The following is a 22,944-nucleotide window of genomic DNA, read 5'->3' on the forward strand; positions in this document are numbered from 1 at the left end:
CGTAACACCGCGCTACGGAACGTAGCACGCAACGCCGAAGTGCACCTTTCCGACACTCCCGTTGCAGGTGGGCAGCTCTGGTCAATTCTGTTCCCAGGCGTTTTGCCAGGCGCCTAGCATTACGCTCCATCCGCCGATAATGTTTTCACGGGACGGCGCGGCAAAAGTCAAAGGGAGACTTTTCTTTGGACGAAAAAAAATGGACCTCTTTTCAGAGGTCCATTTTTAAATACTTGGAGCGGGAAACGAGACTCGTATCTGGTGTCCTACTCATTGAAATTTAAGGGGTTTATTCTCTTGCCAGAGCAGGAAAAGACTTAATTCTGGACGTGTTCTTAGGGTGTATCAAGAGCAAAAACGGAACAGTTCCAAGCCATCCTACTGGGCCACCTATAGTCAACGCTGAGGGGTAGCAGCTCCGGCCTCAGAGAGCGAATCCCCGGTCAAGCTGCGTGACGCCTCTTGCGGATAGCGTACCGTCAGGAATCCGATCACCGAAGAGCACGACCGAACGTACCGAATCATCTTGTCGCGACACCCACGACAGCCCTTGCACATCAGGGTATTGACTATGGATCGCCTCCACCCATTTGCGCGTTGCGGGGTATTGATCTTTCTCAGTGTCGATCAATTATTTGCGAGTGACGCCCAATTTACGCGGGGGGATACTGGACAGATCAACCAGGTGCAGCGGCTGGCTGACCTGGACGGCTGAACGCACCTGCCCAGCCAGCTCGCCTTTGTCCAAACTCTTGAAACCAGCCGCGTGGGGAAAGTCGTGGAAAACGGTCTCCATCAAGGCCCCCATACAAGGTAGGAATCGCCCGCCCCTGATCATCCTGGATGGGGCTGAAGCGTGCGTTGCCGTGAACACCGGAATTGAATTGATCTGGCTGATATTTATCCTGATGCACACGATGGAGCAGCAATCACCCGATCCGGTTATTTGCACTATCAGATCCAAGCATATCCTCAAGAACTCAGCACTAGCCTACCCACATCATCGGTGGCTCGATTAGTCGAGCCGGCCACCATTTTCCCGTGCATGCTTGATGTCTCTCGAGGGAGGGGCTCCGAAACGGCGGGCGTATTCGCGGCTGAACTGGGCGACGCTTTCATAGCCGACCCGCAACGCAGCGGTGTTCACATCTACCCTATCGGTCAACATCAAGCTGCGCGCGGCTAGCAGCCTTAACGATTTTTGATATTGAACGGGGCTGGTGCCCGTGAGCTTGCGAAAGTTGTGATGCAGAGTAGAGCTGGCCATGCCCGATCGTTCGGCGAGCTCGGCCACGTGCAGCGGCTTGTCGTAGTGATGTTTCAACCATTCAATCGCTCTCACGATTCCCTTGTCTCGATAACCATCGCGAGTGACGCTGCGTAACCACGGGCCCGCTTCACTGAGCAGCAGCCGAACGCATATCTCCCGCTTGATAAGGTCCGCCATCAAGTCTGCTTCAAGCGGCCGTTCGATCAGCGTGGCGAGTCGGGCGAACGCGTCGAGCATCTCACTGGACGCCGCACCGGAGGCGAAACCTCGCGCTTGCGATGTCATTTCATGCTTTTGCGGCGCCTGGGTCAGGATCACCTCGTTGAGCATGGAAAGATCGAGCTTCAACACGACGGACAAATAAGGGGTGTGCTCGCTAACCTCGGTAACGCGAGCCAGTGTCGGCACATCGACCGAGGTAACGAAGAACGCCCCCGGCCCGAATTCAGAGGCCTCCTCGCCAAACGTGATCTCCTTCGCGCCCTGCAGAATAATCGCTACGCAGGGCTCATAAATGCAGTAGGTGGGCGTACCCAGTTCGGCCATTCGATAAAAGGTCAGGTCTGGAATCGATGTTTTGCAGACCTCGTTCAAACCAATCTGCGGGGTGACTTTTTCGATAAGCCGCCCGAGTGCCTGGAGGCGTTCGTTGGGCTGAGCGGGTTCGCGTAAACCCAGGGAATGCACATGGCCGAAACCGAACTGCGAGAAGGAACCGCTCGTCATTACATGCCCCCCTATTTACGGAATGTTCGAGTCTGCTGAGAGTGTGTGACCAGCACAAGTGCATCGGCAGGATTGTGCAAAAGATATGGCGCATTAGGGTCACCCGGCCAACCTTCGTTGTTCTAACTTCTAGTACGAATATCGGCTTCGATGAGCCCGTGAAACCTCAGTCGCGAAAGGAAAGTTGGATGGACAGACGAGATTTTCTTACCTATTCGGCAACGGGGGCTGTGGCAGCCGCTTTGCTGCCAGCATTGAGTGTCGCAAGTTCGGCGGCTACAGCCCCCCAGCGCCCTCTTCGCTGACAGAGCGCGGGAGCGTGATGCCTACGCAAGGGCGTCTCGTACGCGCAGACCTGCCCCCCAATTCACCCTCGCAGACAATGCGATACATGACGCCTCAACGCTTTGGCATGGGCGGGACGCAGATTGGCAATATCTTTGCGCCGATCAGCGACGAGCAGGCAGGCTTGGTTCTGCAGGCTGCTTGGGGTGCAGGTGTAAGGCTCTACGACACGTCGCCCTTCTACGGGTTTGGCTTGAGTGAATATCGTCTAGGCCGCTTCCTTCATGACAAAGATCCAGACGACTATGTAATCTCCACCAAGGTCGGCCGCGTATTGACGGCCGATGGTGGCCTGCGCGCGGACCATGCCATCTGGAAGTCGCCCGCCCCCTTCAAATATCGATATGACTACACCGCAGCAGGCACGCGCCGTTCCGTGGAAGACAGTCTGCAGCGTCTGGGGCTACCACGTATCGATATCGTATTCATCCATGACCTCTCGCCAGATAACACTGAGCTGGAAGGCGGATGGAAAGCGGCGTATCAAATCGCGCGCGCAGGGGCGATGGTTGAGCTTGAAAAGATGCGTAGTGAAGGGCTCATCAAGGCATGGGGCTTCGGCGTCAATACGCCGAACGCCGTGGTTCAGGCACTGAGCAGTAACGACCCGACGCCCGACATCGTATTGCTTGCGTGCCAATATTCCCTTCTCGACCACGGCGATGCGTTGCGCAGCACCTTTCCGGCGCTGAAACGCAAGGGCACCAGTGTCGTGGTGGGAACGCCCCTGAATGATGGATTTCTGGGAGGTCGTAGCCGATATAACTTCAGCCTGGATCTACCTGTCGGAGCGGTAGAAAAGCGCGCGCGAATCATGGCGGTTGCCAGCCGACATGGCATCGACATTCATACTGCCGCCTTGCAGTTCGCAGCAGCACATCCGCAAGTGTCCGCGATCATTCCGGGTGCGCGTTCGCCGGGGCAGATAGTTTCCAATGTGCAGGCGATGAAGGTTGGTATTCCGGCAGCCTTTTGGGATGAACTGAAGAGCCAGGGCTTGATCGATGCACAAGCACCGGTTCCTTCATGAGTAGCATCCACTCCCCTGATGTCTGCTGATGTGAAGCTATCGTCGCCGGCCTCATTTATCCCGTGGCTGGAACTTATCCTCTTGGGTGCAGCAATGATGCAGACAACAGCCGCTTGATTAGTAGCTTACCGGAGCACACTTTAATTTTCTGTCGCGGCGATCACTCATATCCATAACGTCGAGAATTCAAGGACCTTATTCTCCAGAAAATAAACTGCGCACGCGTTCAAATAAGAACGCTGGTCTATGGTCGTAATCAATGAACATACGAACGTCTCTCATGATTTTCGGCGGCCTACTTGCGCTCTCCAGCAGTGGTCACTTACTCGCGGACACAATTGCGCTCAGCGTTCCATTGCCTGATCCGCTCCCACAACTAAAGGTTCTGACACTCCTTGTAGGTATACACCTGCTCGGTATGTGCTTCGGCCTCGGCGGGGCGACGATGCTAGACCTCTGGATTTTGCGTTGGATGCGTAGGGGTAGCCTCCCCGTGGAAATCGGACGCACCTTTCACTTCATCAGCGACGCGGTCACTCTTGGACTATGCCTCCTGTGGCTCTCAGGCCTCGGCTTTCTCGCCCTTTACGCGATGGAGTCGCCGGAAAAACTTGAAAATCCCAAACTCTGGGCGAAGGTAATTGTGGTGAGCGTCCTGACCATCAATGGAATAATCATTCACGCGTTTGTGTTGCCAGAAGCACTACGCGACGTGAGCCGCCCCCTGCTCTTTGGAGTGTCCCGTAGAAGAGCCACCTTATTTCTCGCATCAGGTGCAGTTTCGGGTGTGTCTTGGTACACAGCTTTTGCCTTCGGCATTTTTCGTGAGTTCAACAATAGTGTCACATTCACCCTGCTGGTGATCATGTGGCTGACGCTGACTGCCGCCGCCTCTCTCGCAGCAATTCTGCTCTGGTTAAACTCTGCTGCGGGAGCAAGAAGATCTCGTTCACTCAGCCCACCGTTTTAAAACAAAGACCATCCCGGACATTGCTTGTAACTCTCCCGGCAACATACCTTGCTGAGGAATTTCTTAGAAACTAGAGCTCACTTGGGATGACGATATCGGTGAGCTTTAATTCGTTAGTTCGATGATGCAATGGTCGTTGGCAGAAATGGAAAAGCAGATTCGCCCGCAGCGGGTTGCGGCAACTCAATGATTCTTTTTGACCTCCCATTTCTACAATCGCGCACTCATACTTCCGAAGGTTGTGTCACATTCCCTACTACTCAGGACGCCGCGTGGCTTCGACATTGCGTCGATTGAAGGTACCGACCATCAGCCAGGATCAGCGCCGTCAGCGAGGCATCTTCAGAAGGCTTGAGCACGACCGTACAACCGGCTGCCAGTGTCGGCGCAAGCTTGGGCAATGCCATCGGCGTGATGGACGTCAGCGGCCCGCCAGGCACCGCCAGCCAAGATTAGAGCATTTACACTATTTTTAAACATAGGTATAACAAAGACCTCTCATAATAAAAATAAGGAGGCGCCATGCCCTGCTCTGAAGATACGAGATCGTATGATTATTTGGTCGTAGGAGGCGGCCCAGCAGGCAGTGCATGCGCAGCTCGGCTGGCTGCTGCATTTCCGGAGAGGCAGATTGCGCTCCTGGAGACAGGCCCCGCGAAAGCAAGCTGGCTTTCTCGCATGCCCATTGCGGTCGCGGCACTCGTACCTTGGCGAAACCGTCATAATTACGCTTTTCGAACGGTCCCGCAGCCAGGATTGAACGGTAAACGTGGTCTGCAGCCCCGAGGGAGAGGATTGGGAGGATCAAGCCTTATCAACGCCATGATCTATCTCCGCGGTCAGTCAGAGGACTATGACAGTTGGGAGAAAAACGGGGCAGACGGCTGGGGATGGAATCAGGTGCTGCCCATCTTCAAAGAGATGGAATGCAATACGCGTGGTGCAAACACGTGGCATGGTGACAGTGGCCCTTGGAAAGTCGCAGATCTCGAAATACCTAGTTCGTGCACTCAAGCATTCGTGGCCGCAGGCGTCGAGTCGGGGATCGAATTCAACGCAGATTTCAATGGCGCCCATCAAGCTGGCGTCGGCCTTTATCAAGTCACTCAGCATAACGGCCAGCGATTCAACGCTGCTCAAGCCTTTCTCAAGCCACAGCCGCAAAATCTCAAGATATTGACGGGTGTACAGGTGACTCGAGTTTTGATCGTAGAAGGGCGAGCGACAGGTGTCGAATTGGCTGATGGACGTCGTTTTAGTACACGTCGTGAAGTCGTGCTTTGCGCAGGTGTATACGGTACGCCTCAGCTGCTGATGCTTTCTGGCATTGGGCCCGCAGATCACCTTCACAGTTTAGGCATAAGGGTTCATAAAGACTGTCCCGAAGTCGGTAAGAATTTGCAAGATCACGTGGATATCACCATTTCCCGAGCTGTTGATGACAAAGGTCTTCTGGGCCTTGTTCCTTCGTTATTGCCCCAACTATTAATGGGGCTTTTATCTTATTTGAAGAGACGTGCCGGACTGCTTTCAACTAACGTAGCAGAGGCCGGCGCTTTTGTATCAACTCGGCCAGAGACCTCTCGACCAGATGTTCAGTTCCATTTCTGTGTGGGGATAGTTGATGAGCATGGCCGACGTATGCACGCCAAACGTGGCTTTTCAGTGCACATCTGTGGCCTCAGACCAAAAAGTCGGGGACTAGTAAGGCTACAATCGGCCGATCCCCGCCATCCACCACTGATCGACCCCCACTATCTGTCGGAACCAGAGGATCTGCAAACGTTAGTCGACGGAATCCGTATTGCCCGAAAACTGCTCTTGGCACCGTCAATGAGCAAGTACTCCGGCAGGTCGCTTCACGGATTAGAGAGACTCGAAGGCGAAGAGCTGCGTGCGGCGATTAGACTTCATGCTGACACTATTTATCATCCGGTTGGAACCTGCCGGATGGGCAGTGATCCTTCTGCTCCGCTAGATCCACAGCTACGGCTGCGAGGCATTGCAGGACTGAGAGTTGCGGATGCTTCAGTGATGCCCACACTCATTTCGGGAAACACCCAAGTGCCTTGCGCAATGATTGGCGTCCGTGCGGCGATGTTTATCCAGCAGGAGGAATATCAACATGGAGACTAAAACAACTACAGAGTCTGAGCCGGCCTTTTTTATATTCCTTTAGCACATTGACAGCCTGTGAGGTCGTCGCCTCACAGGCTCACACCCGCTACTTGGGACGCCGCGCGGCTTCGATATTGTGTCGATTGAAAGCGCCGATCATAGGTGTACCGTGAGCACGCATGATCGGCTCGATACGGCGATGCAGTGCGTGGTAGCGATAGAACGGCACCCGCGGGAACAGGTGGTGCACGGAGTGCAGGTTCTGGCCGAGCCAGAACCACTCCAACGGTTTCATCCATCCGGGCATGATCAGGCTGTTGGTGTTCCGGTAACGAGAGGAGTCCTTGTACGGCACGTGGGGGCGATAGGCGAACCAGTACGCGACGAAGTATCCACCGGCCAAGTAGCCGAACACCAGCAACGCCCAGGTATGTTCTCGCTCAACGAGCGTAATGAGCGCGACCCGCCAGCCGACCGCGAACAGCACTTCCGCGATGTAGGCTGCCTTTATCCGCAGCGGAGCTGTCGACCAATAGTCGCGGAACAAGAAGCTGTTCTGGACCCACAGAAAACGGAATCCGCAAACCAGGAAGGCGAGAAATCCACCGCTCATGCCGTTAACGACGTAGTCCGGATCCTTGTCCGGCTGGTTGGTGTAGCGATGATGGGTGAAATGCTCGACCTTGTGAGTAGAGAACGGCACCATCATCAAAGGCGCGACCAGGTACCCACAAAGATCATTGAGCCACTGCAGTCGATCATGATCACCATGAATGTTGCCATGCACGGCCTCATGCAGGGGTGTATAGGACATGTACGTGACGACGGCATAGATCAGTATTGCAGTTGTCAGGGACAACTGGCCTATCGCGAACAGGTAAAAGTCCCCAATAAGCGATGTCCACACCAGTAACACCAGTGCCATCGTCGGCCAGGCCAGTTCAGTGGTGTATTCGCGTGCCGTGGCGACGGCCTGCCTATTCAGCGCGTTGAGATCCGGATCCATGGTCGTCCTCCCGGGACGTTCTTATTGTTTGGTATTTGCGCAACCTTAGCGGGTAGTCACGTAGCTTTAGTAGGACATGGGGGGCCTTTCGCCATGCATTTATGGCCAGGCCGTACACACCGTTGTTTCAGAAAATTCCGGCATGGGCATACCAAAGCACGCGAGCTTCAAGCACCCCGTCGCCATCAGTCAGGTGATGGTGAATTTCGCTGCGCGCTACGGCGTCGATGCGCAGACCTGCCTGCTGGGTACCGGCATCATCGAAGCGCAGCTGCGGGACCCGGACGCCCTGATCACACGCGAGCAGGAGATGCGTCTGATTGAAAACCTGATGCTCGCTTTGCCGGACGTTCCCGCACTGGGCTTCGAGCTCGGCCTGCAATACAACGTAGCGACTTTCGGCCTCTGGGGATTTGCGCTGCGAACCAGTCGCAATGTGCGCGAGGCCGTTCAGTGCGCGCTGCGCTACCTGCCGCTTAGCACCGCCTACTGCCGATTGGAGATCTTCTGCGAGCAGCACGAATACGGCACCCGCGTCGACGCCTCAGCGATCCCGCACCACCTGCGGCAATTCCTGCTGGAACGGGACATGGCGACAAGCATTCGCCTGTTCGACGAGCTCGCGTTGTCGGGATTGCACGTGCTGCGGCTCGAATTCCAGGGCAGGCCGCCGGCGCACGCGGACCGGATCGAAGCACTCAGCGGCATCGCGCCACACTATGGATGTTCGCGCAACGCCATCGTGCTGCGCCGGCAAGATGCGGAGTTGCCTCTGCCGATGTACGACCTACATCTGGTCCGACTGTTGGAAGAGCAGTGCCGCACGCAACTGGAGAGACGACAAGTCGGCGGCGTCACCGGCCAGGTCCGACAATTTCTCTTGGGGGCAACGGGGCTGACAGCCTCCCTCGAAGATGTTGCGAATCAGCTGGCGATGGCCCCGCGCAGCCTGCATCGCAGGCTGACAGAGGAAGGCACTACCTTCCGAAAACTCGTCGAGGCGGAGCGTAAACAACTCGCTGGGCAACTGTTGGAAAATACTGAGATGAAGCAGGAAGATCTAGCGTTTCAGCTTGGCTACGCTGATTCTACAGCCTTCGCGCGTGCGTTTCGGCGCTGGTTTGGACAGTCACCGAACGAGTATCGGAAAGTCTCAAAGCGGTGAGCGCAAATCAGGAATTCCTAACTCCAGCGGTCGGCTTGCATGACGGCCTGTCGTGCAAAAACAACCGACCGTCAGCCATAAGCCGGTCACTTGAGTTTTACACTCAGTGTTTAGCATCCCAGCGGCGGAATAGGACGCTGGCGTTGACGCCGCCGAACCCGAATCCATTTGAGAGCGCGTGGGTGATCGGCATCTTCCGGGCATTCAGGGCAACCAGATCAAGCCCGTCTGCGGCCTCATCGGGATGATGCAGGTTCAGCGTGGGCGGTACGACCTGGTCACGCAGCGCCAGCACCGCGAAGATGGCCTCAATGCCCCCGGCCGCGCCCAGCAGGTGCCCGGTAGCGGATTTGGTAGAGGTTATCGCCACACCGGAGTCAGTGCCGAACACCGAGCGAATGGCGGCCAGCTCCCCGCTATCGCCGACCTGGGTGGAGGTCGCGTGGGCATTGATGTGCTGCACGTCGGCAGGGCTGACAGCGGCTTGGCGCAGCGCTTGCTCCATGGCACGCCGTGCGCCATTACCGTCTTCAGGGCCTGCCGTCAGGTGGTAGGCATCGGCACTGGTGCCGTAGCCGACCAGTTCCGCCAAGGGCTTGGCCCCGCGTGCCAGGGCATGTTCCAGCGATTCGATCACCAGCACGCCGGCGCCCTCGGCCATGACGAAACCGTCGCGATCACGGTCGAAGGGACGCGATGCTTCCTGCGGGCGCTCGGCAAATCCCGTGGACAGCGCGCGAGCCGCCGCGAAGCAACCCAGGGTCACGCGGTCTATCGCCGCTTCGGTACCGCCGCACAAGGCGATATCAGCCTCACCGCACCTGATTAACCTGGCCGCATCGCCGATGGCCTGCACCCCTGCTGCGCACGCGGTTACCGGCGCGCCGAGCGGCCCCTTGAAACCGTGGCGGATGGAAACGTGCCCCGCCGCCATGTTGGCCAGAAAGGCCGGTGCCGTGAACGGTGACAAGCGTCGCGGGCCGCGGGCGTCGGTGGTGCGTACGGCATCGGCAATCGCGCCAAAGCCACCCACGCCCGACGAGATAATCGTGGCGGTCCGCTCCTGGTCGGCCGCTTCAGTCGGATGCCAGTTGGCCTGGGCCAGGGCTTCGTCGGCGGCTACCAGGGCGAACTCGATGAAGCGATCCATTTTCTTGCGATCCTTGACCGAAATGACCCGCTCCGGGTCATAACCGGCGCTGGCGTCTTCCTCCAGCGACGGCACCTGGCCGCCCACCGCCACACCGGTACCCTCGGTGATATCGCCAGGCAGGATACGAATGCCGGAGCGTCCGGCCAGCAACCTCTGCCAGACTTCTTCAACGCCGCAGCCCAGGGGGCCAACAATACCAACGCCCGTGACAACAATTCGCTTTTGACCTTCGGCAGTATTCATAAGAACCTCTTCATTTCTCAGTCGACGCGCAATAGAAGCAGTCAGCGCTCGTTTGCTTACACCAGCCTCGCTGTTTCAGTTTAAGCGGGATGGTCAGGACGGATCTTGAACCAGATGGAATACATCGCCGGCAGGAACACCAGTGTCATGATAGTGCCGACGAACGTGCCGCCGATCAGCGTGTAGGCCAGCGTCCCCCAGAAGACCGAGTGTGTCAGGGGGATGAACGCCAGGATGGCCGCCAGCGCCGTCAGCAACACGGGGCGGGCCCGTTGTACTGTGGCTTCGATGACCGCGTGGAACGGCTCCAGCCCTTCCTGTTTGTTGTGATGGATCTGCCCGATCAGGATCAACGTGTTGCGCATCAAGATGCCCGAGAGTGCGATCAGGCCGACCAGGGCGTTGATCCCAAAAGGCTGGTGGAAGATCAGCAGGGTTGGCACCACGCCAATCAATCCCAGTGGCGCAGTGAAGAACACCATCATCATGGCCGAGATCGAACGCACCTGGACAATGATGATCAGCAGGGTCAGGGCCACCATGATCGGGACCAGCGGCACGATCGCCTTGCCGGCCTTGCCCGACTCCTCGATAGCGCCCGCCTGCTCGATCCGGTAGCCGTCAGGGAGGCTGTCGATGATCGGCTGCAATTGCTTGATGACCGCGCTCGATACGTCTGGCGGCTGCTGGTCTTCGGCAATGTCGCCGCGCACGGTGATGGTTGGCGTGCGATCACGTCGCCGCAGGATCGGCTCCTCCATGCGCACATCAACCTCTCCGACCTGGGACAGCGGAATGCGCTGCCCTGCCGCACCTACCAGGGTAAAGCCTTCTATCCTGGCCGGATCGAGCCGGATGTCACCGGCAGCACGACCGACCACCTGCACTGAGCGGATGTCCTCGCGAACCGCAGTGATCGGTACCCCAGCGAGCAGGAACTGCAATTGCTGCGCGACGGTATTTGACGTCAGGCCCACCGCCTGCAAACGATCCTGGTCCAGGCTGAAATGCAACGTCGGCGTCAGCGTCCCCCAGTCGGTATTGACGGTCCGCATCAGCGGGCTCGCCTGCATGACACCCTGGACCTGGTCCGCGATCTCGCGCAATTTCGACGGGTCAGGCCCCATCACCCGGTAGGCAACCGGAAATGGCGAATACGGACCGAACACCAGTTGCGTCACCCGGATACGCGCCTCTGGGGCGAGCCCCTCGGCAGCCGCCTCACGGAGACGGAACTTGAGGGTCTCGCGCGCCTCCTGGTTCTCGGTCAACACCACGATCTTGGCGAACGAAGGATCGGGCAGTTCCGGCGCCATCGCCAGGTAGAACCGTGGCGCGCCTTGGCCGATGTAGGCCGTGACGATTTTTGACTCATCCTGTTTTTGCAACCAGGCCTCGACCTTGGCCGTGGCGGCGCTGGTCTGCTCGATGGAGGTGCCATAGGGCATCTGCACCTCGACCATCACCTCGGGACGGTCTGATGTTGGAAAGAACTGTTTCTTAACCAGGCTCATGCCGAGAATCGCCACGATAAATGTCGCGATCACGGTGCCGGCCACCCACCATTTGCGCGCGATGACGCGGGTCAAGATCTGGCGAAAGCGATTGTAATGACGGGTGTTGTAGATGGCCGCGTGACCGCCCTCGACCTGCTTGATTTCCGGCAATAGCTTCACTCCAAGATAAGGGGTAAAAGCCACAGCGACGACCCAGGAGGCGATCAGGGCGATGCCGACGATCCAGAACATGTTGCTGGTGTATTCGCCGGCGGTCGACTGCGCAAAGCCGTTGGGCATGAAGCCAATCGCTGTCACCAGCGTACCGGACAGCATCGGCGCAGCGGTGTGGCTCCAGGCATAGGCGGAGGCCTTGATCCGGTCGTAGCCCTCCTCCATCTTCACCACCATCATCTCGATAGCAATGATGGCGTCGTCCACCAACAGCCCAAGCGCCAGGATCAGCGAACCCAGGGTGATGCGGTCAAAGTTCTTTCCAGTGGCCGCCATCACCACAAACACTATCGCCAGTGTCAACGGTACGGCGGCTGCGACCACAACGCCTACACGCCAGCCCATGCTGAGAAAGCAAACGAGCATTACAACCAGCAGCGCGACAAAAAACTTGACCATGAACTCACCGACGGCCGAGTCAATGTTCACGGCTTGATCGGTGACCTTGGTCAACGTCATGCCCAGTGGCATGCCTTCATTGATCTTGGCCGTCTCCGCGTCCAGGGCCTTGCCCAGGTCCAGGCCGTTCCAACCCTCTCGCATGATGACCCCCAGCAACAAGGCCTCTTCGCCGTTATTGCGCACCAGGAAGGTGGCCGGGTCTTCATATCCGCGCTCGACTGTCGCGACGTCCGAGAGCTTGAGCGTGCGGCCCTGAATCGCAAGGGGGGTGTCACGAATTTTCGCCAATTTATCGAAGGCGCCGTCCACCCGCAGGACGACTTGTGGCCCGTTGGTTTCGATCGAGCCAGCGGGTGTGAGTAGGTTCTGGCTGTTCAGCGCGGCGAAGATATCCTGGGGCGAGACGCCCAAAGTGGCCAGTCGGTCATGGGAGAAGGAAACAAAGATGCGTTCGGCCTGCTCGCCGATTATGTTGACCTTCTTCACACCTGCCACGTGCAACAGGCGCTGGCGCAACGCTTCAGCATCGCGCACCAGCAAGCGCTGTGGCTCGCCTTTGGCTTTCAGGGCGAAAAGCGCGAACGTCACATCGGCAAACTCGTCGTTGACCATCGGCCCAATCACGCCCGCCGGCAACTTGAGTGCTTCGTCCTGGAGCTTCTTGCGTGCCTGATAGAACTCCTCCTGCACTTGCGAAGGTGGTGTGCGATCGACCAGCGACACCATGGTGAAGGCCAGGCCCGGACGGGTGTAGGTGTCCGTGCGGTCGTACCACTTCAGTTCTTGCAGGCGCTTTTCAAGCGGCTCGGCGACCTGGTCCTGCATCTCCTGGGCGGTCGCGCCTGGCCATGCCGTGATGACGGTCAACTGCTTGACTGTGAACGGCGGGTCCTCGGCACGCCCCAACTGGAAGAACGCCAAGGTCCCCGCGACGGCAATCAGGAAGATCAGGAACACAGTAATGGAGCGCTCGCGAACGGCGAGTGCCGATAAATTGAGGCTCATTGACGGCCCCCGGCAACCTTCACATCACCCGGTTGGCTCAGCCGCACTTCCTCGCCATCGCGCAGTAGATGCGCGCCCAGCCCGACAATACGCTCGCCAACCTTGAGATCACCTGCAACTCGGGCAGCGTCGTCGCTCAAACTCAGGACCTGAACAGGTCGCCAGCTGACTTTCGCCGGTTCGCCGGCAATGATCCACACACCAGTTCCCTTGCCCGGGTCATAGATGGCAGCGATCGGCACCTGCAGGACCGGCCCTTGCGCGGAACCTTCGGCGATGCGAAGGGTGACGGTCGAACCCAGCGGCGCATTGGCCAGCCCACCCTCCAATACATACCGCGCCTCAAAGGTGCGCGTCACACGATCCGCCGAGTCGGAAAGCAGCCTCAGCTTCGCCGTAACCGCCCCCGAGGTGTTGCCATAAAGTGTCGCCTGCGCGGTAGAGCCTGTGGCCGGACGCAACGTCTCTGGCAACTGCACGATGGCTTCGCGCTGCCCAGCCCGCGCCAGTCGAATTACGATTTGCCCGGGGCTGACTACCTGCCCTGGCTCGGCGAGCGTCTCCATCACAACACCGTCGGCATCCGCGAGCAACACGGCATAGCCCGACGCATTACGGGCCACGTCAGCCTGGGCTTGCGCGGCGCTCAGTTGCGCCTTCGCGGTATCGGCTGCGGCTTTGATTTGGTCGTAGCCCGAGGCGGAAATGGCACCGGCGGCAACCAGGTCGCGATAGCGAGCCTCGTCATCCGCGGTCTGTTTGGCTCGGGCTTTGGCGGCAGCGACAGCTTCTTGCTGCGCTCGTGCTTGCAACCCCAGGTCAATGGGGTCGAGACGCATGAGCGGCTGACCACGCTTAACGGCCTGACCGGTATCGACCAGACGCTCAAGCACCTTGCCCGACACTCGGAAACCCAGGTCACTCTGGACGCGAGCCGCCACGACGCCGGTGAATGAACGCGAGAGATCGGACGAATCCTGAACTTCGGAGACCCTCACCAATGGGGCGAGCGTGCGCGGATCTTTGGCAGCGGAAGGATCACCACACGCCGTCAGGATGAGCGGCAACAAGCAAGCGGCGAGGGGGACAGGTCGAAGCCGGCGCATAGGTTCCCTTACTTATAAATAGGACAGGAGTCACATTCTTAGACCTGTGACCATTATTGTCAATAGTCACCTTCAGGGCGCCAAGCTGCGCAATATCAACGCAGTCAAATGCATCGACGCCTTCCGCATCCCGTCCAGATTGTATTGCAGCTGGCCCGGATTGATGTAAGGACACATCACCAGATAGATGGCGCCAACCACCTCATCAAGCGGCGTTTTTCGCTCGAATTCCCCAGCCTCTCGCCCCGCCAGAATGATTTGCGTGATGACCTCTCGTAAGCGCTCCTCATGGAGCCTCACCGACGGCCACCGCTCCCGCGCGGCAACCGCGGCAATGTCGTAGAGCTTTCGATCATAGAAGAACAGATCACTGCCAGCCTCTATCAGCCCACGAAATAAGCCTCTTAGCTTCTCAGAGGCCGTCGGCGCATCCGAAACCATAGCATCGACGATCTCCATGACAGTGGCGAGTCGGTTCGCGCAGATCACCTCGCCGATCGCCTGCTTGGAATCGAAGAACTTGTAGATATAGGCCTTGGAGAAACCAATGGACCTGGCGAGATTGGATACCGTGGTTTTTCCATAACCGTAGCGCCCGAAGTGCCCGGTTGCCGACTCAACGATCTGATCGCGGACGCTGTGCTCCGAAGGACCACGCAAGTGGGGTGCCTGTATGTGTTCAGTCATTTTGAACTTAGCTCATGAGCGTCAATTGACAACGAGTGACCATACGGTAATATAGTCACAAATCATTTTCGATTCAAGGAACCTCAATGCCTTCCTTCCGCCCCGTAGCTCTTTTGGTGAGCGCCAGCCTGATGGCCGGCTGCGCGGTTGGTCCGGACTATCACCGTCCGGACGCTCCGCTTTCGGACCGCTTCCTGGGTCAGCCCGTTGTCGAACAGCGGCCCGCGGCGATGCCGGCCAGTCTCGTAAACTGGTGGGAAGGCTTTGATGATCCGGCGCTAACCGAATTCGTCGCCAAGGCGCTTGAGCAGAATCTGGACCTGGCGCAGGCGTCGGCGCGAGTCGCGCAGGCTCGGGCGGGGCTGGGTGCGGCCAATGCCGCTTTGCTGCCCTCGGGCAATATCAGTGGCCAAGCCGCGCGCTCCTACCAGTCAGTCGAGACCCCACTCGGCCAAGTGCTGAATTCAACGCCTGGCTATGATCGGTATGGAAGTGCCTACGAGCTCAACCTCGATGCCAGCTGGGAGGTCGACCTCTTTGGCGGTCTGCGGCATGGACGCGAGGCGGCACTGGCCGAGTACCAGGCTTCTGAAGCAGGTGCCGCAGCCACACGCCTGGCTGTTGCGGCGCAGACCGCCGACATCTACATCACTGTTCGCGGACTGCAGGCGCGGCTGGACATTGCGAACCAACAGGTCAAAACGCAGCAGGAACTGCTGGAGAAGGTCCAACTGCTCTACAGCAAGGGCCTCGCCGCTAGCTATCAGGTTCGCCAGACCGAGGGAGCCTTGGCACAGGTCCAAGCGACAGTGCCCGTTCTGCAGACCGGCCTGGATGCTGCGATGAACGCACTGGATATCATGCTCGGCAAGCCGCCCGGCACCCATCGCACACAACTGGCAAGTGCGGGGAGCATTCCTCTCGCGCCGCAGATCAAGGCTACGGGAACACCGGCCGATCTGCTGCGCCGCAGGCCGGACCTCATCGTGGCGGAGCGCCGCCTGGCGGCCTCCAATGCACGCATCGGGGAGGCCGTTGCTGAGTACTACCCGAAATTCTCCCTCAGCGCATTGCTGGGCAGCGCCACAGCCGTATCCGCCGGCAACCTTTTCACCGGGGGCGCCAGCCAATCGGCGGGCGCACTGGGTCTGCGCTGGAGACTCTTCGACTTTGGCCGCATCAACGCGCAAATCGATCAAGCCAAGGGACAAGAAGCCGAGGCCCTGGCCGCTTACCGCCAGTCCGTGCTGCGTGCCACCGAGGACGTCGAGAACGCATTCTCCGCGCTGGTGAATCGAGAGACCCAGACCACCACCCTCACCCGGGGTGAAGCTTCGCTGACCCAGGCTCGTCAATCGTCGTTCATTGCCTATCAGAAAGGCACGGCCAGCCTGATCGATGTCCTGAATGCCGACGAAACCCTTCTACAGGCCTCCGACGCCCGGGCGCAGGCGCGAACGGAATCGGCACGGGCGGCGGTTGCGGCATTCAGGGCGCTCGGTGGCGGCTGGCAACCTCCTGAAGCCGAACCCGTGGCAACTCGATGACTTGAGCAGGTGATGCAGCACGGTCTGCGCGCGCCCTCCTCTTTAGTTACAACAAACAGAGAATAGCGATATGAAATCGAACGAAAACTCCTGGGTACTCATCACGGGCGCGTCGAGCGGATTTGGCGAGGAGTTTGCCCGACAATATGCCGCGCAGGGGAAATCGCTGGTCCTGGTAGCACGCAGACTGGATAAGCTCGAAGCGTTATCAGCGCAGTTGCGCGAACAGTTCGCCGTTGAGGTGATCGTCGAGCAAGTAGACCTGTCGTCGATCCCCGCGGTCATCGAACTGCATAAGCGGCTGAGCGAGCGCCAAATAGTGGTCGATGTGCTCATCAACAATGCGGGACATGGGTTGCAAGGGCCTTTTCTGGATCAGCCCCTGGACCGTTCCCTGGCCATTATCGATCTGGATATCGCCAGTCTGACGGCCCTGACTCACGTCTTCGCGGCAGACATGCGAGCCCGCAAGCGTGGACACATCCTGATGGTCGCCAGCCTGCTGTCTTTTCAAGGCGTGAAGAATTTTGCCGTTTACTCTGCCGCCAAAGCTTACGTGTTGCGCTTCTCCGATGCGTTGCATCGTGAACTCAAAAGCGACGGCGTCATCGTGACGGCTCTTTGTCCGGGGATGTCGGATACCGGGTTTGCGCAAAGCGCCAGGCAAACGATTACGCCAGCCTTGAAAATGGTCATGATGCAACCACAACCCGTAGTCCGCGCTGGCATTCGAGCGCTGCAAGCCGGACGATTGAGTGTCGTGCCGGGCTTTGGCAACAAGGCGATGACCGTCCTGACCTGGGCCACACCGCGTCGGTTTCACCAAGGTCTCATGGCACGCATCATGGGCGCCTGAAAGGACGACGAAGTGCTCTGGAAGCCGGGAGTCAGCCTACACTCCCGGCCGGTAAGGCGGCACTCGATCAGAAGCGATAGCTGACGGAAGTACCAAAACCACTCGCACTGTTTTTGTACTTGGAGCTGTAGGCTCCCCGGGTTGCCGACGCATCGTTGACCCGCACGCTCTCTTCCCACAGATAGGAATAAGCGACATCAACTGTGACATTGTCCACGGGTGTCCAGCCTGCACCGAAGCTGATAACTGTCCGGTCGCCTGTAGGAATACGGGGGCCACGATTAGTGTTGTTGGCGGGCGACTGGTCGACCGACAAGCCTGTGCGCAGCACCCACTGGTTATTCAACCGATACGACGCACCAATCGCGTGAGCCCAGGTATCATGCCAGTCCTGCTCCTCGGTAATGGTCCCCAGAGAGCCGCTCAATAACGGCGGCAAGCCCTTGTTCTCGATGGTCAGCTCCTTGAAACGACTCCAGCGTGTCCAGGTACTGCCCGCGTACAGGGTCCAGTCATCGTTGAGCTGATGGGTCACCGAAAAATCCACCGACTCCGGGGTATCCACATCCAGCGAAGCGTCATAGCTCTCGCCGCTGACACCTAACAAGCTAAAGATGCCGTTGGTGACCTTGGTCTTGGCATCCAAGTGGTAACTAACCTTGGAATGGTAAGTCAATCCCAAGCGGGTTCGATCCGTCGCCTGCACCAGGATACCGGCGTTGAAACCAAGTGCCGTATCGTCGCCGTTGCTTTTGAGTTTTCCATCATTGCGACCTGGGCTGAGTGGATTGGGCACCATGCCGGTTATCTCACCGCTGATGCGGTTGATCGTAGGCCCAAAACCGATCGACACGGTGTCGTTGAAGGCATAACTGATGGTGGGCTGAAACGTGAGGGTCTTGACCTCACTTTTGTTGCCGTAATAACGCCCGGCAAAGTCACTGCCATAATCGGTAATCAAGCCGAACGGCACATAAAAACCAACACCGAATGCCCAATGCTCATCAATGGGTTTGACGTAGTAACCCATCGGCACCGTGGTGGTTGGCACCATGTCGCCGTCTTCCTGGCCCCCAAAGGTACTGCGGGTTTGGCTGATGTCGGACTTCGCGAAAAGCGTCGCCACCCCCAAACTGACCTGCTCCCCTTTCAAGCGAGACATGCCCGCCGGATTACCAAAAACGGTGCTCGCATCTTCAGCAGAGGACGAGCGCCCGGCAAATCCGGATCCCATCCCGCTGATGCTTTGTTCATTCAGAGCGAAACCGCTCGCAAGTACATGAGAAGTGGCGAGCGCAACAGCGAGGCCTAGCGGGGTCTTGAGCAATATTTTTTTCATTATTAGAACTCTTGAAACAGCAGCTGAAGTGAATGGAACAGTTGGTTGTGTTATGTGAAAATTGCCACGGTCTGGCGTGCCCAAAGCACTCGCCGACCGCTCTCGTCCCAGATCTCCATATCTTGCAATGAGTAACCTTCCAGAGCCTGCAGACTGAAAGAACTGATAAGGAACCATTCGCCAACAACGGCCGGCTGTGGCAGATCAATCATCCAGGACGCAGAGCTGATGGCGGCGGGCTCGGTGAAGCAGGTCATGGCGGCCGGCGGCAAACTGTCAGCCAGTGCAATCAAGGCGACGGCTGGGTCTACGCCCTGCGCATCCAAGTGGCGCACCCACATCAATAGTTCGGGACTTTCAGCGCCAGATACGGGCAGTGAGCCGCCCGCCGCGCGAATTTCGAAGTTATAAGCGCAAGCCGGTGCGACGTTGCGATCCAGAGCAAGCGTAGGGTATCGGGATGGCCCCTCTACAAGCGGTCTTCCCCATGAGTCGTGGGTGATTTTGCTCGCACGCGGTTGGGCGAATAACAGCGTTGTGCGCAGCGCAAGGTCATCGCCCGACATGCAGTCGACCGCTACCGAGGTGACTGATCGCCCTTGACGCAACACGCTAGCCTCGAATGTCTGGGCCTGTGTAACAGGGCCTATAACCGAAACCTGGGCGGACTTGAACGGTGGGTAACCGGTCGGACACTCACGCAAAACCGCTTGCAGCGATAGCGCCGCGGACAGGCCGCCAAAGACCGTACGCCCCTGTAACCAGTTGGGTGGAGCAATAAAAGGTGAATCCGGATCGAATTGCTGCAGCAACTGAGCAAAGCTGGTCATATTCAGCGCTCCCTGAGCTGGCTGATAGCGATCTCCACGAAACAGCACACCAGCGTCGCTCCCAGCACAGTCGAAACTGCTGAATGGGGCGGGTAAAGATCTGACCTGGAGAAAAACGGAGGTCTGCGGCGCAGTCGAATCATGGCGATATCTTAAGAACAGAAGCGCCATATTTATTCATGTGACCATATGTGTCAATCGTCACGACCTAGGTAAATGAAAACCTATCATTGATGGGGGGAAATCGCAGGAGGCAATGCGTCGCTACATTGGAAGCACATGCAGTCCTAAGCCGAAGCTCAGGGCATGAGGCTACGCAAGATGAGGTTGGAAGTGAGGGTGGGGGCATCCTCAATGAGATCGAGGTTGTACTGCAACAGCAAAGGATTGACGAAAGGCCGTAGTGCCAGATGTATCGAATCTACCGTCTCGTCCAAGGGCGTTCTGCGCTCGAACTCACCGAGTTCTCGCCCCTCCCGTACAATTTGTAATACGAAGTCTTTGATTTGTGCGTTATAGACCTCTGTACTTGACCAGCGCTCTGAGGCAGCGAACGCGGCAATATCGTAGAGCTTTCGGTCATTGAAGAACAAGTCCGCGCCCGTGATCACTAGGGTCTTGACCAAACGTCTAAAGCATTCCGTTGGCGAAATACCATCGACATTGATGGCCTTCTCCACGGCTGCAACGATTTGCGCCAGACAATTTTTGCAAATGGCTTCACCAATCGCTTGCTTGGAATCAAAAAACTTGTAGATGTAAGCCTTGGAAAACCCGATGGCCTTGGCCAGGTCGGACACCGTGGTCTTGCCGTAACCATATTGACTGAAGTGTTCATTGGCCGCCGCGACAATCTGGTCTCGAATGTCATGGTCCACTGGGCCGCGGACGCTAGGGGCTAGTATTGGCTGGTTCATGCAAACAGCTTACTCATCTCAAAGACGGTTGACAAATTGTGACCGATTTTAAATTTCGTCAAGAAACAGGCTATTCCGAGGATATGCATGCTTCTCCTCGCTGGACGTCCTGCTGCGCTCCGGTGTGGTTGAGAACACACAGCCAGTTCACGTCTCAGCGTATTTCGTGAACTACGCCGTCAACACGGTACCGCGTACCTGTTCATCACCCATGACCTCAACCTGATCCGGCAAATCGCCCACCGTATCGCCGTGATGTACCGCGGCGACCTGCTGGAGATTCTGCCGGCCGTGGACATGGCGGCCCAGGCCCGTCACCCCTATACCCGCGCCCTGCTCGATGCAGTGCCGCAGCCTTTGAATGAATTGGAGCCCCTTGATGACGCCTGAAGCACTGCTCGACCGCATTGACGAGGCGTACTGCCTGGATTTTCTCGCGCGCATGGTGCAGCACAAGAGCTACAGCGCTACCCCTGAAGAACGCAAACTCGCCGAATACATGGCCGGTCAGATGCAGGAACTGGGTCTGGACGCGCAGCTGATGCCGGTTCCCGGCGAGCGTCTGAATGCCATCGGCACCCTCAAAGGTCAAGGTGGCGGCCATAGCCTGTTGTTCAACGGCCATCTGGACACCAACCCGGTAACAGAAGGCTGGACGGTCGCCCCCTGGGCCGGAAAGATTGATGACGAGTTCATCTACGGCATCGGCGTGTCCAACATGAAGGCTGGCGATGCGGCTTATTTCTGCGCACTGAAAACCTTGATCGATGCCGGCATCAAACTCAAAGGCGATGTGATCCTCACTTACGTGGTGGGCGAACTGCAGGGCGGCATCGGCACCATTGCCGCCATCGAACAAGGTGTGAAGGCTGATTACTTCATCAACTCCGAGCCGACCGATTTGCAGGCTGTGACGCTACATGTTGGCTCGCTGATGTTTGTCATCGAACTGACCGGCGACACTCGCCACCTGTCCAAGGTTGGGCGACTTGCGCCAGATCCATCGGCGCCTCGATCATCTGAACGGGCAAAAGTGTTGCACGCTGACTAACAGGGCCGAATGCACCTTCTTGATACTGTTGCCGCCAGCGAAACACCAGGTTGGCGTTGACGTCATGTTCGCGAGCGATCAACGACACGGAGGCGCCGGGCTGGAAGGTGGCTTCGACGACTCGGCGTTTAAAGTCGAGCGGGAAGTTGGGGCGACGACCCGCTCGACGGGCTGGGGCAACTGTATCCAAGATAGTGTCCACTAAAAAATGGTGTCCACTATCTTGGCCAATTTGGAGGGCTGTCAGGAGAGGGTGCTGGGCGGACGGTTACTATCAAGGTACATCGCCGCTCAGCTAATCGTCATGGCGGCGGCGAATCCGACATCAGCAATGGGCAGACGTTGGGCGGAGTTAAGATCGAGGATTGGAGGGATATTTCTGGGTCACCGTCCAAGACCTTAGGGCCAAGGACGGTGAAGATTTCAACGACCCGGTTTCCGGCGGATCATAAAACTGCTCCGCTTAAGTGACCAGCATTACGACGATGCGGGGCATTTTGTTTGGACATGCTCAATCTTGGGTGAGTGCCGCACTCAAACCGTATCTGCCCCAGCGTCATCAAACAGTTGCTTGTCGAGATTCAAGACCTTGTCCATTACGTCCTGAGGACTACCCTTTCCCTCAACCGTATGGGTCTTGTAGTTGAAATCGAGTGCTATCCAACCCTGCAACTTTGCCTCATAACTATTAGGGTACTGTGCCTGCTCAATAGCGGGCAGATCCTTATAGTGTTCAAGGGCTGCAGTAAAGAATTTCGTCAGTTTCCCGGTTCCGTTATATTCCGCCATCGCATTGGCAACAACCTTCTGCCGCCAAGCAGATTCCTGATCGAATGACTCTTTCCACGCCGCGCGGCGTTCATTAGTCGTAAAATTCCCACTATCATCATAGATGATCAATGAGAGCTGATCGCTCGACATACCCGCAAATGGATTTTTACCACTGCCATTGACAAACTGCGTTGCATTGGCCGCACGAGCCAATAACACAGGGTCCTGAGTGTCAGGCACTTCAGCATCATTAGCTTTTTTGTTGACAAAATAACCATCACCGGAAATCTTGCTCAAAAGCTCATTCGCTTTCGCGCCAAGCTCTTTCCTGCTCAAACTCGAATCTCTAGCCGCCGCACGCGCGGCACTTTCACTCAACTGTAGAGAGAGTGAAGAAAGGCGACTGGTATCTTTATGACTACCCACATCAGCGCTTTCAGTTGCCACCTGAGTTTTCGTTAGCGATTCATTTTGGCTCGCCGTCACATGGGAAACCTGCGAACCAGAAAACGCATTTGAATTAATTGAACCGACCAAGATAATGTCCTCCCTGTTATCAGCCATTCCTGAAAACGTGGCTAGTAAATTTATTATCGGCAGCACTCATAAAAACTGTAGTGCTTCACGATGAATGGACGAACAAAACCGGCGCAGGCCCAGCGGCATGGGCAGCCTTT

General features: G+C 57.5%; 23 protein-coding genes and 1 pseudogene. 10 read left to right on the forward strand and 14 right to left on the reverse strand.

Going from position 1 to position 22,944, the window contains the following annotated elements:
* Positions 1-424 precede the first annotated feature (424 nt).
* The 3 genes from AB4O22_RS15000 to AB4O22_RS15010 form a co-directional block, all read right to left on the reverse strand.
* The gene (locus tag AB4O22_RS15000; protein WP_460097831.1) at positions 425-586 is read right to left on the reverse strand and encodes a hypothetical protein; all 162 of its coding nucleotides are present in this window, start codon (positions 584-586) and stop codon (positions 425-427) included.
* 45 nt (positions 587-631) lie between these two features.
* Entirely contained in the window at positions 632-796 is a 165-nt protein-coding gene (locus tag AB4O22_RS15005) for a hypothetical protein (protein WP_223470507.1), read from the reverse strand.
* 219 nt (positions 797-1,015) lie between these two features.
* Positions 1,016-1,996, reverse strand: a complete 981-nt coding sequence (locus AB4O22_RS15010) for an AraC family transcriptional regulator (RefSeq protein ID WP_460096639.1) — start codon at positions 1,994-1,996, stop codon at positions 1,016-1,018.
* Between the two features lie 188 nt (positions 1,997-2,184).
* Between AB4O22_RS15010 and AB4O22_RS15015 the strand changes: the two genes are divergently transcribed.
* From AB4O22_RS15015 to AB4O22_RS15025, 3 genes are all read left to right on the forward strand, one after another.
* Positions 2,185-2,301: a twin-arginine translocation signal domain-containing protein gene (locus tag AB4O22_RS15015; protein WP_460096640.1), complete on the forward strand. Its 117-nt coding sequence runs from the start codon at positions 2,185-2,187 to the stop codon at positions 2,299-2,301.
* A gap of 86 nt (positions 2,302-2,387) precedes the next feature.
* Entirely contained in the window at positions 2,388-3,371 is a 984-nt protein-coding gene (locus tag AB4O22_RS15020; RefSeq protein ID WP_460096641.1) for an aldo/keto reductase, read from the forward strand.
* A 280-nt stretch (positions 3,372-3,651) separates the two neighbouring features.
* Positions 3,652-4,341 carry a hypothetical protein gene (locus tag AB4O22_RS15025; RefSeq protein WP_223470513.1) on the forward strand — a complete coding sequence of 230 codons (690 nt, stop codon included), beginning with the start codon at positions 3,652-3,654 and terminating at the stop codon, positions 4,339-4,341.
* 260 nt (positions 4,342-4,601) lie between these two features.
* Here AB4O22_RS15025 and AB4O22_RS15030 read toward each other — a convergent pair whose 3' ends face one another.
* Entirely contained in the window at positions 4,602-4,748 is a 147-nt protein-coding gene (locus AB4O22_RS15030; protein WP_223470544.1) for an aldehyde dehydrogenase family protein, read from the reverse strand.
* A gap of 115 nt (positions 4,749-4,863) precedes the next feature.
* Between AB4O22_RS15030 and AB4O22_RS15035 the strand changes: the two genes are divergently transcribed.
* Positions 4,864-6,477, forward strand: coding sequence for a GMC family oxidoreductase (locus AB4O22_RS15035; RefSeq protein ID WP_460096643.1), 1,614 nt, complete (start codon positions 4,864-4,866; stop codon positions 6,475-6,477).
* A gap of 88 nt (positions 6,478-6,565) precedes the next feature.
* Here AB4O22_RS15035 and AB4O22_RS15040 read toward each other — a convergent pair whose 3' ends face one another.
* Positions 6,566-7,465 carry a fatty acid desaturase family protein gene (locus AB4O22_RS15040; RefSeq protein ID WP_223470517.1) on the reverse strand — a complete coding sequence of 300 codons (900 nt, stop codon included), beginning with the start codon at positions 7,463-7,465 and terminating at the stop codon, positions 6,566-6,568.
* A gap of 142 nt (positions 7,466-7,607) precedes the next feature.
* On the opposite strand from AB4O22_RS15040, the gene AB4O22_RS15045 reads away from it, so the two are divergent.
* A complete protein-coding gene (locus AB4O22_RS15045) occupies positions 7,608-8,630 on the forward strand; it encodes an AraC family transcriptional regulator (protein WP_223470518.1) in 1,023 nt (340 codons plus the stop codon).
* A 103-nt stretch (positions 8,631-8,733) separates the two neighbouring features.
* Here AB4O22_RS15045 and fabF read toward each other — a convergent pair whose 3' ends face one another.
* The 4 genes from fabF to AB4O22_RS15065 all read right to left on the reverse strand — a co-directional run bounded on the left by fabF (position 8,734) and on the right by AB4O22_RS15065 (position 14,956).
* On the reverse strand, positions 8,734-10,026 hold the full coding sequence (gene fabF / locus AB4O22_RS15050; protein ID WP_223470520.1) for a beta-ketoacyl-ACP synthase II: 1,293 nt from the start codon (positions 10,024-10,026) through the stop codon (positions 8,734-8,736).
* Positions 10,027-10,106: 80 nt separating this feature from the next.
* Entirely contained in the window at positions 10,107-13,163 is a 3,057-nt protein-coding gene (locus AB4O22_RS15055) for an efflux RND transporter permease subunit (protein ID WP_223470522.1), read from the reverse strand.
* A complete protein-coding gene (locus AB4O22_RS15060) occupies positions 13,160-14,269 on the reverse strand; it encodes an efflux RND transporter periplasmic adaptor subunit (protein ID WP_223470524.1) in 1,110 nt (369 codons plus the stop codon). The genes AB4O22_RS15055 and AB4O22_RS15060 overlap by 4 nt, the downstream gene beginning before the upstream one ends.
* A gap of 72 nt (positions 14,270-14,341) precedes the next feature.
* Positions 14,342-14,956: a TetR/AcrR family transcriptional regulator gene (locus AB4O22_RS15065; protein WP_223470526.1), complete on the reverse strand. Its 615-nt coding sequence runs from the start codon at positions 14,954-14,956 to the stop codon at positions 14,342-14,344.
* An 86-nt stretch (positions 14,957-15,042) separates the two neighbouring features.
* Here AB4O22_RS15065 and AB4O22_RS15070 point away from each other — a divergent pair, with 86 nt between their 5' ends.
* Positions 15,043-16,503 carry an efflux transporter outer membrane subunit gene (locus AB4O22_RS15070; RefSeq protein ID WP_460096645.1) on the forward strand — a complete coding sequence of 487 codons (1,461 nt, stop codon included), beginning with the start codon at positions 15,043-15,045 and terminating at the stop codon, positions 16,501-16,503.
* Positions 16,504-16,573: 70 nt separating this feature from the next.
* Positions 16,574-17,359, forward strand: a complete 786-nt coding sequence (locus AB4O22_RS15075) for an SDR family NAD(P)-dependent oxidoreductase (RefSeq protein ID WP_223470529.1) — start codon at positions 16,574-16,576, stop codon at positions 17,357-17,359.
* A gap of 67 nt (positions 17,360-17,426) precedes the next feature.
* Here AB4O22_RS15075 and AB4O22_RS15080 read toward each other — a convergent pair whose 3' ends face one another.
* From AB4O22_RS15080 to AB4O22_RS15090, 3 genes are all read right to left on the reverse strand, one after another.
* Entirely contained in the window at positions 17,427-18,698 is a 1,272-nt protein-coding gene (locus tag AB4O22_RS15080) for an OmpP1/FadL family transporter (RefSeq protein ID WP_223470531.1), read from the reverse strand.
* Positions 18,699-18,748: 50 nt separating this feature from the next.
* Entirely contained in the window at positions 18,749-19,699 is a 951-nt protein-coding gene (locus AB4O22_RS15085; protein ID WP_460106640.1) for a thioesterase family protein, read from the reverse strand.
* Between the two features lie 128 nt (positions 19,700-19,827).
* Positions 19,828-20,445, reverse strand: a complete 618-nt coding sequence (locus AB4O22_RS15090) for a TetR/AcrR family transcriptional regulator (protein ID WP_223470535.1) — start codon at positions 20,443-20,445, stop codon at positions 19,828-19,830.
* Between the two features lie 255 nt (positions 20,446-20,700).
* Between AB4O22_RS15090 and AB4O22_RS15095 the strand changes: the two genes are divergently transcribed.
* Together AB4O22_RS15095 and AB4O22_RS15100 are read left to right on the forward strand one after the other, a co-directional pair.
* The gene (locus AB4O22_RS15095) at positions 20,701-20,835 is read left to right on the forward strand and encodes an ABC transporter ATP-binding protein (protein WP_263292770.1); all 135 of its coding nucleotides are present in this window, start codon (positions 20,701-20,703) and stop codon (positions 20,833-20,835) included.
* Entirely contained in the window at positions 20,825-21,496 is a 672-nt protein-coding gene (locus AB4O22_RS15100) for a M20 family metallopeptidase (RefSeq protein WP_460096646.1), read from the forward strand. Before AB4O22_RS15095 ends, AB4O22_RS15100 begins: the two co-directional genes overlap by 11 nt.
* Here the strand turns inward: AB4O22_RS15100 and AB4O22_RS15105 are convergent.
* Positions 21,387-21,698: a transposase gene (locus AB4O22_RS15105; protein WP_411740631.1), complete on the reverse strand. Its 312-nt coding sequence runs from the start codon at positions 21,696-21,698 to the stop codon at positions 21,387-21,389. The two genes, AB4O22_RS15100 and AB4O22_RS15105, sit on opposite strands and share 110 nt — an antisense overlap.
* A gap of 75 nt (positions 21,699-21,773) precedes the next feature.
* Between AB4O22_RS15105 and AB4O22_RS15110 the strand changes: the two are divergent.
* Positions 21,774-21,967, forward strand: a pseudogene (locus tag AB4O22_RS15110) (IS4 family transposase); the annotation flags it as partial.
* A 63-nt stretch (positions 21,968-22,030) separates the two neighbouring features.
* On the opposite strand, the gene AB4O22_RS15115 reads toward AB4O22_RS15110, so the two are convergent.
* On the reverse strand, positions 22,031-22,804 hold the full coding sequence (locus tag AB4O22_RS15115; protein ID WP_460096647.1) for a hypothetical protein: 774 nt from the start codon (positions 22,802-22,804) through the stop codon (positions 22,031-22,033).
* Positions 22,805-22,944 lie beyond the last annotated feature (140 nt).

Source organism: Pseudomonas sp. S3_B11, from assembly GCF_054667715.1.